This window comes from Thauera phenolivorans (assembly GCF_001696715.1).
Taxonomy (GTDB): domain Bacteria; phylum Pseudomonadota; class Gammaproteobacteria; order Burkholderiales; family Rhodocyclaceae; genus Thauera; species Thauera phenolivorans.
In genome coordinates, this window is the sequence record NZ_MBFM01000002.1 from 58,071 (window position 1) to 71,346 (window position 13,276).

General features: G+C 64.2%; 11 protein-coding genes. All 11 read left to right on the forward strand.

What is annotated here, in order from left to right; genetic code table 11:
- Positions 1–63 precede the first annotated feature (63 nt).
- The 11 genes from BB334_RS17845 to BB334_RS17435 all read left to right on the forward strand — a co-directional run bounded on the left by BB334_RS17845 (position 64) and on the right by BB334_RS17435 (position 13,225).
- A complete protein-coding gene (locus tag BB334_RS17845) occupies positions 64–411 on the forward strand; it encodes a hypothetical protein (protein ID WP_068804584.1) in 348 nt (115 codons plus the stop codon).
- 171 nt (positions 412–582) lie between these two features.
- Positions 583–1,602 carry a polysaccharide biosynthesis/export family protein gene (locus BB334_RS03840; RefSeq protein ID WP_232756644.1) on the forward strand — a complete coding sequence of 340 codons (1,020 nt, stop codon included), beginning with the start codon at positions 583–585 and terminating at the stop codon, positions 1,600–1,602.
- 36 nt (positions 1,603–1,638) lie between these two features.
- Positions 1,639–2,295 carry a YjbF family lipoprotein gene (locus BB334_RS03845; RefSeq protein ID WP_068804588.1) on the forward strand — a complete coding sequence of 219 codons (657 nt, stop codon included), beginning with the start codon at positions 1,639–1,641 and terminating at the stop codon, positions 2,293–2,295.
- The gene (locus tag BB334_RS03850) at positions 2,292–3,230 is read left to right on the forward strand and encodes a capsule biosynthesis GfcC family protein (protein WP_083200277.1); all 939 of its coding nucleotides are present in this window, start codon (positions 2,292–2,294) and stop codon (positions 3,228–3,230) included. Before BB334_RS03845 ends, BB334_RS03850 begins: the two co-directional genes overlap by 4 nt.
- Positions 3,231–3,424: 194 nt before the next feature.
- A complete protein-coding gene (locus tag BB334_RS03855) occupies positions 3,425–5,683 on the forward strand; it encodes a YjbH domain-containing protein (RefSeq protein WP_232756645.1) in 2,259 nt (752 codons plus the stop codon).
- A complete protein-coding gene (locus tag BB334_RS03860; RefSeq protein WP_068804589.1) occupies positions 5,683–6,150 on the forward strand; it encodes a low molecular weight protein-tyrosine-phosphatase in 468 nt (155 codons plus the stop codon). Before BB334_RS03855 ends, BB334_RS03860 begins: the two co-directional genes overlap by 1 nt.
- Before the next feature lie 22 nt (positions 6,151–6,172).
- Positions 6,173–8,407 carry a polysaccharide biosynthesis tyrosine autokinase gene (locus tag BB334_RS03865; RefSeq protein WP_068804591.1) on the forward strand — a complete coding sequence of 745 codons (2,235 nt, stop codon included), beginning with the start codon at positions 6,173–6,175 and terminating at the stop codon, positions 8,405–8,407.
- An 8-nt stretch (positions 8,408–8,415) separates the two neighbouring features.
- Positions 8,416–9,693, forward strand: a complete 1,278-nt coding sequence (gene tviB / locus BB334_RS03870; RefSeq protein ID WP_068806076.1) for a Vi polysaccharide biosynthesis UDP-N-acetylglucosamine C-6 dehydrogenase TviB — start codon at positions 8,416–8,418, stop codon at positions 9,691–9,693.
- 118 nt (positions 9,694–9,811) lie between these two features.
- Positions 9,812–10,837, forward strand: a complete 1,026-nt coding sequence (locus tag BB334_RS03875) for an NAD-dependent epimerase/dehydratase family protein (protein WP_068804593.1) — start codon at positions 9,812–9,814, stop codon at positions 10,835–10,837.
- A gap of 223 nt (positions 10,838–11,060) precedes the next feature.
- The gene (locus tag BB334_RS17430) at positions 11,061–12,164 is read left to right on the forward strand and encodes a glycosyltransferase (RefSeq protein ID WP_198531172.1); all 1,104 of its coding nucleotides are present in this window, start codon (positions 11,061–11,063) and stop codon (positions 12,162–12,164) included.
- A complete protein-coding gene (locus BB334_RS17435) occupies positions 12,161–13,225 on the forward strand; it encodes a glycosyltransferase (protein WP_083200279.1) in 1,065 nt (354 codons plus the stop codon). The genes BB334_RS17430 and BB334_RS17435 overlap by 4 nt, the downstream gene beginning before the upstream one ends.
- Positions 13,226–13,276: the final 51 nt, after the last annotated feature.

Sequence of the window (13,276 nt, forward strand, 5' to 3'; positions counted from 1 at the left end):
CCTGGCACGTATCATCGCGCCAAAATTTCCCCAAACAACACCAAATCAATGCCGGAGCCGGTCATGAAGCGATTCCTCAGCGTGGCGCTTGCCCTCTCAATGACGTTTGCCAGCGCGGCAGTCCACGCGCAGGCGCCCGCGGCCGGTCGGGACAGCAACCCCGGCGCGAACCCGACGCCTGCCAGCGATGTCGCCCCCGGGCAGGTCGCCGCTGGCGGCAATGCCCCCGCGGTTGGCGGCTCGCTGAAGGGCGTCGCCGGCGTGACTGGCCTGAGTACCGCTGGGACCGTCGCGGTCGGTGTCGGCCTCGCTGCCGCCGCTGCGGCGGTTGGCGGTGGTGGCGGCGGCGGCGGTGCCAACGGCGGAACCGGTGGCACCACGGGTACGACTGGCACGACCGGTACTCGATAAACCCGCCTTTCTCCCCGTCCGATCACCCGTCGTGGATCACGACGGGTGATCGTCCTTTTGCCCACTCATCGGTACCCCGTCCGCATGTTTCGCGCCTCGACCGCCGCCCTCACCCTCGCGGCCAGTGTTCTCCTGCACGCCTGCGCTTTCGCCCCCGGCCAGCATCTCGACATGGACCGCCTTGCCCGCGAGGAATCGCCGGACAGTGCGCGCTTCGATATGGTGCCGATCACGCCCAAGTTGCTCGCCATCCAGGCGGCGGACTACGCCAGCGAGCGGATCCCGGCCGAGCTGCTCGACTACCAGCCCGAGTCGTACCGCATCGGCGCGGGCGACATCCTGCACATCACGGTGTGGGACTACCCCGAGATGACCGCGCCCTCGGGCCCGCAGCAGAGCCTCGAGGCCAACGGCCGGGTGGTGCGCCCGGACGGCACGCTCTACTACCCCTATATCGGCGCGGTCAAGGCCGCGGGCCTCACCGTCGAGGAGTTGCGCGCCTCGATCGCGAAGCGCCTCACCAAGGTCATCGCCGACCCGCAGGTCGACGTCGCGGTCATCAAGTACGAAAGCCAGAAGGTGGTCGTCTCCGGCGCCTTCGAGAACGCCGAGCAGCAGTCGGTCAGCTCGGTGCCGCTGAGCCTGCTCGAAGTCGTCGGCAAGGCGGGCGTCAACACCGCCCAGGCCGACCTCTCGAGCCTGATGCTCACCCGCGACGGCAAGGAATACCGGCTCGACCTCGACGCGCTCAATCGCGCCGGCTCCAGCCTCGGCCGCGTCTATGTCAAGCATGGCGACCGCATTCACCTCGCCTTCAACGACCGCAAGCGGGTCTATGTGCTCGGCGAGGTGCTCAAGCCGGCCGCGCTGCCCTTCAAGACCTCGACGCTCAATCTTTCCGACGTGCTCGGCACGGTCGGCGGCCTGCGCCAGGAGACCGCCGACGGCAGCCGCGTGTACGTGATCCGCGGCGCCGAAGACCTCAGCCGCGAGCCGGCCACCGTCTACCACCTCGACGCCAGCTCGCCCACCGCCTTCGTGCTCGCCGAGCGCTTCCACCTGCAGCCGCAGGACGTGGTCTATGTCGGCGCGGCCGATGTCACGCGCTGGAACCGCTTCATCAGCCAGGTCTTCCCCACCGCGAACCTGCTGCGCGCCGGCACCGACATCAAGACGGATCTCAACGACTGATCGGGTCGGCACGTGATCCTTCTCCGCCCCCCCTTGATGCGGTCGCTCGCCGCCGTGGCGGCCAGCCTCGCGCTCGCCGGCTGCTCGCCGCTGATGCAGGGCTCGGTCGACACCCTGAGCGCGGCCCTGTCCGGCCCGCCCGAGCTCGTCGTCACCCGCGACGAGGTCGTCGCGCGGCCGTACTACCAGCTCCGGCTGGACAGCCCCTGGGGTTCTGCGGTGATGGCGCTCGGCCGGGTCGAGGGCAGCCGCGAATACTGGGCCACCTCCAGCGGCCAGGTGCTGCTGATCGAGCACGGCCTGGTGCGGCGGGCGGTGGGTTTTCCGGAGACGCTCGAAGCCACCCGCTTCGTTGACGGCAGCGCCGACCCCTTCGCCGCCGGCCTGCACCGCATCGCCGACGGCGCCACCCACGTGCGCGAACTCGACTGGATGCCCGGCTATCGGCATGGGGTGAGGCTGCATTCGCGCTTTACGCGCGGCGGGCGCGAAGCGGTGGAGATCCTCGGCGAGCGACGGGAGCTGCTGCGCGTCGACGAGCGGATCGAGGCGGAGGGCGGCGCGTTCAGGACCCTGCACAGCTACTGGCTCGATCCCGACGACGGCTTCGTCTTCGTCAGCGTGCAGGAGCCCGTGCCCGGCATGGCATTGCGGATCGCCCAGCTCCGCCCGTATCGGGATGCCGCGCAATGACGCCCGCCAATCCGCACCCCCCCTGTAGGAGCGCTGCCCCCAGCGCGATCAACGGCGGCCGTGCCGGTGACGACGGCTGCTATCGCCCTGAGGGCAGGGCTCCTACATCGCCCTGGGGGCAGGGCTCCTACGGTGCCTTCGGCACTCGGTTTTGTAGGAGCGCTGCCCTCAGCGCGATCACCGCCGTCCTCTGCCTGACCACCACCCCCGCTGCCGCCCAATCAACGGTCACCGTCGACGGCCGGGTGGCGAAACCCGGCGCGCACGCGCTGCAACCCGGCGCCCGACTGTTCGACGCCGCCCACGCCGGCGGGGTCAAACCCGACGCCTATCTCACCGGCGCCGCCTGGCTGCGGCGCGACGAACTCAAGCCCCAGCGCGCGCTCAAGGTCGGTCTGCTGTTCGACCTGCGCACGCTGGAGCAGGGCGCTTTCGCCGAGGGCGACGAGGCACTCGCCGCACTCGCCGGCCGCCTCGCCGCCCAGGTGGGCGCGCTGCCGGTCACCGGCCGTCGCCGCAACACCCTCGACCCCGTCCGCCTCGAGCTCGAGCCGCGCAGCAACCGCCCGCTCGGCGCCGGCGACCGCCTGATCTACCCGCCGCGCCCGACCACCGTCACCATCACCGGCGCGGTCGAGGCCGACTGCGTGCTGCCCTTCGTCGGCCTGCGTTCGGCTACCGCCTACGCCGCCGACTGCCCGCGCCACGCCGCCGCCGACACCGACTGGCTGTACGTGATCCAGCCCGATGGCGTGGTGAGCCGCCACGGCGTCGCCGGCTGGAACCGCGACCCCGCCCAGCCGCTCGCCCCGGGCGCGCGGGTCTACGTCCCCCTGCGCCAAGCGCTGGTGGAGGGCAGGGCGATCGAGCTCAACGACGACTTCGCCGCCTTCCTCGCCACCCAGCCGGTGGCGATCGAGGAGGGCGGACGATGAGCCAAGCCAGGATCGCCCCGCGCCCCCACGGTGCCGCCACCCCCTGTAGGAGCGCAGCCCTCTGCGCGATAGCGGCGGTTGGGCCGAAGATGCGGCCGTTATCGCCCTGGGGGCAGGGCTCCTACCACGGGCACGGCGGTGCCGTCCGCTGTAGGAGCGCAGCCCTCTGCGCGATAACGGCGGTTGGGCCGGCGATGCGGCTGTTATCGCCCTGGGGGCAGGGCTCCTACGACGAGCGCGGCGGTGCCGTCCCCTGTAGGAGCGCAGCCCTCTGCGCGATAGCGGCGGTTGTGCCGGCGGTGCGGCGGTTATCGCCCTGGGGGCAGGGCTCCTACAGGGGCTGGCTCGCGGCGAGCCTGATCGCGTTCGCGCCGGCGATGCATGCGCAGGACGTGGGCCCGGCGGGCCCGCGCCCGGTCGCAAGTGACTTCGGCGGTGTCGGCCTGCTGCAGATGCCCACCGCACGCATGGCCGAGGCCGGCGAACTGTCGGTGCATTTCAGCAAGGTCGACCCCTACACCCGCTTCGGCCTCACCCTGCAGCCCTTCGACTGGCTCGAAGCCACCTTCGCTTACACCGACATCCGCAACCGCCTCTACGGGCCCGCGATCGCCGGCGATCAGAGCCTCAAGGACAAAGGCTTCGACTTCAAGCTGCGCCTGCTCGAAGAAACCGCCCACCGCCCCCAGCTCGCCCTCGGCGCCCGCGACATCGGCGGCACCGGCCTCTTCTCCGGTGAATACCTCGTCGCCAGCAAGCGCCACGGCACGCTCGACTTCACCCTCGGCCTCGGCTGGGGCTATCTCGGCAATGCGGACAACGTCGCCAACCCGCTCGGCTGGCTGGACGACCGCTTCGATCGCCGCCCCGGGCGCGAGTCAGGCGACCAGGGCGGCAACGTCAACACCGACGCGTGGTTCCGCGGCCCTGCCGCGCTGTTCGGCGGCGTGCAGTGGCAGACCCCGTGGGCGCCGCTGCAGCTCATCGTCGAATACGACGGCAACGACTATTCCAACGAGCCGCAGAACAACGACCAGGACCACGACTCGCCCTTCAACCTCGGCGCCGTCTATCGGGTCAACGACTGGCTCGACCTGCGCGCCGGCTGGGAGCGCGGCAACACCGCGATGATCGGCGTCACCCTTCACGCCAACCTCGCCCGCCGCAGCGCGCCGCCCAAGCTCACCGACCCGCCCGCGCCGCCGCTGCGCACCGGCCCGCGCCCCAGCCGCGCCGCCGAAGCCGGCCAGGACTGGGCCCAGGTCGCGCGCGAGCTCGAAGCCAACGCCGGCTACCGCGTCAGCCGCATCGCCCGCCGCGAGCGCGAGATCGTCGTCGAAGGCGAGCAGACCCGCTACTTCCACGCCCCCAAGGCGATCGGCCGCAGTGCGCGCATCCTCGACCACGCCGCCGCCGAGGACGTCGACTGGCTCACCGTGGTCGACCACCGCGCCGGCATGCCGGTCGCCGAGACCAGCCTCAACCGCGAGGCCTTCCGCGCCGCCGCGGCCGAGGACGGCGACGCGGACGCGCTCGAGACCCTCATCCGCAGCCTCGAGCACAACGACCCCAGCCCGCGCCGCGACACCGAGCTCTTCGCCCAGACGCCCGCGCCCTTCACCTGGGGCGCCGGCCTCGGCTACCGGCAGAACCTCGGCGGCCCCGACAGCTTCATCCTCTACCAGCTCAGCGCCAACCTCGACGCCGAGTACCGCTTCGCTCCCGGCACCTGGCTGGCGGGCCGGCTCAGCGGCAACCTCGCCAACAACTTCGACCGCTTCGACTACGACGCCCCCAGCGGCCTGCCGCGGGTGCGCACCGACCTGCGCTCGTACTGGACCGAATCCGACCTCACCCTGCCGCTGCTGCAGCTCACCCACGCCCGCCGGCTCGGCGGCGAGCTCTTCGGCATGGTCTACGGCGGCTATCTCGAATCCATGTTCGCCGGCTTCGGCGCCGAGCTGCTGCACCGGCCGATGAACAGCGACTGGGCGCTCGGCGTCGATTTCAACTGGGTCAAGCAGCGCGACTTCGACCAGGACTTCGGCCTGCGGAACTACGACACGGTCACCGGCCACCTCACCGGCTACTATCGCGGCCTCGACGACGTGCTCGCCAAGCTCAGCGTCGGCCGCTACCTGGCCGGCGACTACGGCGCCACCCTCGACCTCTCGCGCGAGTTCCACAATGGCGTGCGCTTCGGCGCCTGGGCCACCGTCACCGACGCCTCCGACGAGGAGTTCGGCGAGGGCAGCTTCGACAAGGGCATCTACGTCTCGATCCCCTTCGACGAGCTCATGACCACCTCCACCCTGCGCCGCGCCGAGCTGGTCTTCGCGCCGCTCACCCGCGACGGCGGCGCCCGCCTCGAGCGCGCCTACGGTCTGTTCGGCCTCACCGAAGGCCGGCACACCAAGCTGTTCCAATCCAACCACGACAAACTCACCGATTGATGGCGAACGCACCCTTCTTCAAGCGCATCCTCGTCGTGTGCGTCGGCAACATCTGCCGCAGCCCCACCGCCGAGCACCTGCTGCGCGAGGCGCTCGGCGACTGCGGCGCCACCGTGTCCTCCGCCGGCCTCGGCGCGCTGGCCGGCCAGCCGATCGAGCCCACCGCGCTCGCGGTGCTCGCGCGCCGCGGCCACGCCCCCCAGCCACACGAGGCGCGCCAGCTCGACGACGCGCTGCTGGCGGACGCCGACCTGGTGCTGGTGATGGAGAAGGGCCACCTGCAGGAGATCGGCCGCCGCGCCCCGCAGGCGCGCGGCAAGACCTTCCTGCTCGGCAAGTGGCGCGGCGACGCTGAGATCCCAGACCCCTACCGCAAGGACGAGGCGGCTTTCGAGCTCGCCTTCGACCTCATCGACGACTGCGTCAAGACCTGGGCCGCGCGCATCGCGCCGCGCCAGATCACGTGAACGCTTCAAACCAGACCATTCCATGACCCGACCCGCTCCCCTCCAGCCGCAGACCTCGCCGCGTCGCGACGCCAATCGCGACGACTTCATCAACCTCGGCGAGATCATCGGCGTCCTGCTCGACAACAAGTGGCTCATCGCCGGCGTCACCGCCGCCTTCGTCGTCGTCGGCGCCGGCTACGCCACCTTGGCCACGCCGATCTACCGCGCCGACGCCCTGATCCAGGTCGAAAAGAAGTCCGGCGGCATCCCCGGCCTGTCCGACCTCGGCGACATGCTGGGCGCCGAGAGCAAGGCGGTCACCGAGATCGAGCTACTCAAGTCGCGCAGCGTCATCGGCGCCGCGGTGGACAATCTCAAGCTCGACCTCCGCGCCGAGCCGGTGCGCTTCCCGCTCATCGGCAACTGGTTCGCGCGCCGCTTCGTGCCCGCCACCCCGGGCGAGACCGCCGCGCCGCTGCTCGGGCTGGCGAGCTTCGCCTGGGGCGGCGAGCGGATCGAAGTTTTCCGGCTGGAGGTGCCGCCGGCGCTGGTTGGCGAGGAACTTGAGCTGGTGGCCGGGGCGGACGGCCATTTCAGCCTCGCCTACGAGGACACGACGCTGGCCGAGGGAAGGGTGGGGGAGGAGGTCGAGGCCAACGGCCTGCGCATCCAGCTCTCCGAGCTCGTTGCCCGCCCGGGCACCCGCTTCAACCTCGTGCGCCGCGACCGCCTCGCCACCGTGCGCGGCTACCAGGACGCGGTCGAAGCTCGTGAGCGCGGCCGCGACTCGGGCATCATCGCCCTCGGGCTGGCCGACAGCGATCCTTCGCGCGCCAGCGCGGTGCTCGACGAGATCAGCAAGCAGTTCGTGCGCCAGAACGTCGAGCGCATGTCGGCCGAGGCCGCCAACAGCCTCGAGTTCCTGCGTGGCCAGCTGCCCGAAGTGCGCCGCGAGCTGGAGAAGGCCGAGGCCGCACTCAACACCTACCAGAGCCGCGCGCGCTCGGTCGACATCGGCCTCGAGACCCAGGCGGTGCTCGACCAGGTGGTCGGCCTCGAGACCCAGATCTCCAACCTGCGCCTGCAGCAGGCCGAGTACGACCGCCGCCTCACCCGCGAGCACCCGCGCTACCAGGCCTTGCTCACCCAGCTCGCCGAGCTCAGCCGGCAGAAAGCCAGCCTGGCGGCCAAGGTCGAGAACCTGCCCGAAACACAGCAGGAGCTGCTGCGCTACACCCGCGACGTGCAGGTGAGTACCGAGATCTACACCCAGCTGCTGAACAAGGCGCAGGAGCTCGACGTGGTGCGCGCCGGCACGGTGGGCAACGCTCGCCTCATCGACAGCGCCGCCGTCAACCGCCAGCAGCCGGTGGCGCCGCGCAAGGCGCTGATCGTGCTGCTCTCCGCCGTGCTCGGCGGCCTCGCCAGCCTCGGCCTGGTGTGGCTGCGCCGCTCGCTCAACAAGGGCCTGGAAACGCCCGAGGCGATCGAACAGCTCGGGCTCCCCGTGTATGCGACCGTGCCCTTCAGCGAGCAGCAGAAGAGCATCGAGGCCCAGCTGCGCCGCGCGCCCGCGGGCGCCAGCGGCAAGCCGGTGCTGCTCGCCGCCACCCACCCGCACGACCTCGCGGTGGAGTCGCTGCGCAGCCTGCGCACCAGCCTGCACTTCGCCATGCTCGAGGCCGCCGACAACCGCCTGATGATCTCCGGCCCCAGCCCCACCGTGGGCAAAACCTTCGTCTCCGCCAACCTCGCCGCGGTCATCGCCCAGGCCGGCCAGCGCGTGCTGCTGGTGGACGTCGACATGCGCAAGGGCCGGCTGCACAAGCTCTTCGGCGCCAGGGCGGACAACGGCCTGTCGGATGTCCTCGCCAACACCTGCACGCTCGACGCCGCCATCCATCGATCGGAGGTGGAAGGCCTCGCCTTCATCCCGCGCGGCCGCATCCCGCCGAACCCCTCCGAGCTGCTGATGCACGCCAACTTCACCGCCTTCCTCGACGAAGTCGGCAAGCGCTTCGACCTGGTCATCCTCGACACCCCGCCGCTGCTCGCCGTCACCGACGCCGCCATCGTCGGCCGCCAGGCCGGCACCAGTCTTATCGTCACGCGCTTCGGTATGAACGGCGCGCGCGAGATCGAGCTCACAGTTCGCCGTTTCGCCCAGAACGGCATCGACATCAAGGGTGCGATCTTCAACGGCATCCAGAAACGCGCCGCCGCGTACGGCAGCTACCACTACTACCAATACGAATACAAATCCGAAAAAGCCTGATGCAGCCCATGCACACTCTTTCTTCCATCAAGCTCGCCATCATCGGCCTCGGCTATGTCGGCCTGCCGCTCGCTGTCGAATTCGCCAAGAAACGCGAGGTCCTCGGCTTCGACATCAACCAGGCCCGCATCGACGCCCTCCAATCCGGCCACGACGCCACCCTCGAGGTCGCCGACGCGGAACTCGCCGAAGCCACCGGCCTGCGCTACAGCGCCGCGCTCGACGACCTCGCCGCCTGCAACACCTACATCGTCACCGTCCCCACCCCGATCGACGAGCACAAGCAGCCCGACCTCACCCCGCTGGTCAAGGCCTCCGAGACCATCGGCAAGGTGCTCAAGAAGGGCGACATCGTCATCTACGAATCCACCGTCTACCCCGGCGCCACCGAAGAAGACTGCGTCCCGGTCCTCGAAAAGTTCTCCGGCCTCAAGTTCAACGTCGACTTCTACGCCGGCTACAGCCCCGAGCGCATCAACCCGGGCGACAAGGAACACCGCGTCTCCACCATCAAGAAGGTCACCTCCGGCTCCACCCCCGAGGTCGCCGAGCTGGTCGACCAGCTCTACCGGCAGATCATCGTCGTCGGCACCCACAAGGCCGAGAGCATCAAGGTGGCCGAAGCCGCCAAGGTCATCGAGAACACCCAGCGCGACGTCAACATCGCCCTCATCAACGAGCTCGCCATCATCTTCAACAAGATGGGCATCGACACCGAGGCCGTGCTGCAGGCCGCCGGCAGCAAGTGGAACTTCCTGCCCTTCCGCCCGGGCCTGGTCGGCGGCCACTGCATCGGCGTGGACCCGTACTACCTCACCCACAAGGCGCAATCCATCGGCTACCACCCCGAGATCATCCTCGCCGGCCGCCGCCTCAACGACGGCATGGGCGCCTACGTGGTGTCGCAGCTCGTCAAGGCCATGCTCAAGCGCCGCATCACCGTCGAAGGCGCGCGCGTGCTGGTACTGGGCCTCACCTTCAAGGAAAACTGCCCCGACCTGCGCAACACCCGCATCGTCGACATCGTCAAGGAACTCGGCGAATACAACATCCAGGCCGACGTGTTCGACCCCTGGGTGGACGTGGCCGAAGCCCAGCATGAATATGGCCTCACCCCGATCGATGCGCCGCAGCCGGGCGCCTACGACGCGATCATCGTCGGCGTGGCGCACCAGCAGTTCAAGGACATGGGGGCAGAGGCGATTCGCGCGCTCGGCAAGGCGGAGCATGTGGTGTACGACCTGAAGTACGTCATGCCCCGCAACGCCGCCGACCTCCGCCTCTAACCGTCCCCCCGCCGAGCCCCTGCCGACGCCCCTGTAGGAGCGCCGGCAGGCGCGAACCCAGCCGCGAAGCACCCCAACGCCCCCCGCGAACCCGGCCACTCCGCCCCACCGAGCACCCATGACGCGCTACGAAGAACTCTGCCTCGACCTCCCCAAGAACCCGAAGACCTGGCTCGTCACCGGCGCAGCCGGCTTCATCGGGTCCAACCTGCTCGAGACCCTTCTCAAGCTCGATCAACGGGTCATTGGCCTCGACAACTTCGCCACCGGCTACCAGCGCAACCTGGATGAAGTCATGGGCCTCGTCACGCCCGACCAATGGGCCCGCTTCACCTTTATCGAGGGGGATATCCGCAACCTCGATGACTGCCGGCGCGCTTGCGAGAGGGTGGATTACGTCCTGCATCAAGCGGCATTGGGTTCTGTTCCGCGCAGCCTCAATGATCCGATCACTAGTAACGCCACCAATATCGATGGCTTCCTGAACATGCTCGTCGCCGCGCGTGATGCGATGGTAGCCAGTTTTACCTATGCCGCCAGCAGTTCGACATACGGGGATCACCCTGGTTTGCCGAAAGTCGAGGATGTGATTGGAAGGCCTCTTTCCCCCTACGCCATTACCAAGTATGTGAACGAACTATACGCCGAGGTTTTTTCTCGTAGTTATGGGTTTTCGACAATAGGCCTGCGATATTTTAACGTATTCGGAAAGCGACAGGATCCGAACGGGGCCTACGCTGCGGTTATCCCAAAATGGACTGCAGCGATGATTGCCGGGGAAAATGTCTTCATCAATGGTGACGGCGAAACCAGCCGGGACTTCTGTTTTGTCGATAATGCAGTGCAGGCCAATCTCCTCGCCGCCGCCGCCACGGCTGAGTGTGCGCGAAACCAAGTCTATAACGTGGCTGTCGGGGGGCGCACCACGCTTAACCAACTCTTCCACGCTTTGCGTCAGGTACTTGGCGAGCAGGGTGTTGTCTATGATAGGGCACCAGTTTACAACGATTTTCGATCTGGTGATGTCCGCCACTCTCAAGCAAATATTGAGAAGGCTGGTACGCTGCTCGGTTACCGTCCTACTTCCGATATTCGAGCCGGTATTGTAGCCTTTATTCCGTGGTGCATCAAAGTGTATTCATGATAAACGTTAGGTGAATTCGCTCACCTGCTAAGGTTTTCACTAAGGAGTTTGTACGCCGCTCTAACTTTTCAGGTTATTAGATTTCTGGCTTTCCTGGTGCTAGTGAATGAAATGCTAATATAAAGTTGCAGCATTCTCTTGATTAATTGAGAAAAATATGGTTTGCAAGTGCGTCGCTAGGTTTCTTGACGCGCTCCTCAAGAAAATAGTGACTAATTTGCAAGTGGAAGTCGAAAATATGGTCCGTGTTCTCCATGTTTTTGCGAACCTAAATTTGGGTGGCGCGGAAAGTCGAATAATTGATGTCTATAAAAAAGTAGACAGGAGTAAAGTCCAGTTTGATTTTCTCATTCTTACCGATGATGATTGCTACTTTGAACGCCAAATTTTGCATTTAGGAGGGCGTATTTTTCGGGTTAAGCACCCAAGGCTTGGTATGTATCGGCACCTTAAGGACCTGGCAAATGTTCTGAGGAGTAATAGATTTCATGCGGTCCATTCGCATACATCTTATTATTCGGGTCTGGTAATGGCGATGGCCTGGTGCTTTGGGGTGAAATATAGGGTTAGTCATGCAAGAAACCAAGTTTTTGCCCCAGGGTCGTGGAAGGTAACCGCTATGTTCTTGGTTGGACGGTTGCTCTGTCGTTTTTTTTCCACGTCTCGACTTGCCATTTCAAAGCCCGCAGGCCTTTTTCTTTTTGGCAAAAATGCCGATTTTGATGTAATTCCTAATGCATTTGACTTTGAGAGTGTGTTACCAAGGGCGGGGATTGGTTTTGCGAAAGGGTTAGATAGTGGCGCCTTAAAGATCGTGATGGTTGCGCGATTTTCAAAAGTTAAAAATCATCACTTCGCATTACATGTTCTGAGCGATCTCGTACGTAATTACGATGAAAATGTCACCCTGGATTTGATTGGATCGGGTGATCAAGAGGTTGAAATCAGAAATCTCGTGGCGAGTCTTAAGCTAGAAAATAACGTTAGGTTTTTGGGTAAGCGAGACGATGTGAAAGAGTTGCTTTGCAAATTTCATTGTTTGATTCTCCCGTCTTTCTCTGAGGGCTTAGGCGTTGCTGCTTTAGAGGCTCAGGCTGCGTGCCTGCCGTGTATCGTATCTGAGGGTGTGCCCGCCGAAGTGGATATTGGGATGGGGCTTTGCCGTCGTGAGCCTTTGGTGATTGAACGTTGGGTGTGCGTGTTGAAAAGTCTTAAGTCGTTTCCTCGGGTTTCAAAGTCAGAGGTTGACGCACGCCTTCGCTTTCTTGGATATTCCTTAGAGCGGACATCTTCCATCTATCTAGAGAAATACGGAATTCAACAGTGAAAAGAGTTCTCCAAATCATTCCGACATTGCAGTACGGCGGGATCTCATCAGTCGTTAGCGGGTGGAGTGAAGTGTCTCACCGTATCGACTATCACTTTGACTATATAGCTTTTAATGACGGCCCTCTTAAGAAAGTATTTGAAGATCAGGGGGCTACCGTTTACGTTTTACCAACGATCAGGAAAAACCCGGTTGCCTATTTTCTCGGGTTGATCCACATTTTTTTTGCCGAAAGGTATGATGTTGTACATGTCCATAATAGTTTTAAAAACGGCATGGCCTTGCTGTTAGCGAGGCTGATGCGTGTTAAGGTTAGAGTTTGCCACGCGCATACTTCTGGGCTTGAAGACAAAAGTCTTGGCTTTTCTCTCTCGATACTGAAGTTTTTAGCAGTTAAGAATGCCACTGTGCGCCTTGCTTGCAGTAGAAAAGCAGGGGATTTTCTCTATGGGAAGCAGCCTTTTTCTGTTTTAAATAATGCGATTGATGTTCAGTCAATTCTGGATGAAGCTGGCGATTCGGATGCTACAAAGGAAAGGTACTGCCTTCCAAAAAACAAAATCATCGTTGGTCATGTAGGGCGATTTGTTGCAGTGAAAAATCATGAGTTTATACTCAAGTTGGCGCAATCTCTGTCCGATGACTATCACTTTGCTTTAGTGGGTAGTGGTGGTCTGAGGGATAAAATAAAAAAGCAGGTCTTAGATCTAGGGTTGTCGAGCCGGTTTAGTTTCATCGAGCCAACAAAGGAGATTCCAGCGATTCTTCGCACGTTTGACGTGTTTGTGTTGCCGTCCTTTTTTGAAGGTTTGTCTATGGTGGCATTAGAGGCGCAAGCGTCTCGGCTACCGTGTATTGTCTCAGATCGAGTTCCTCCAGAGGCTGACGTCGGCTTGGGCTTGCTTACATATCTACCGCTTGAAGACTTCCACTCTTGGGTGAGATTGATTAAGAATTTGCCCCGTATAGAAATTTCGCGAGCCGACGTCGATGCTGCGTTTAACAAAAAGGGGTATACGACTAGGTCGCTTGTTCAGAAGATCAAGGAAGTCTACGGCTAAGTAAATCCTATTTCGCCTCTATGTGGTACAAAAATTTCGCGCTAGATGCTG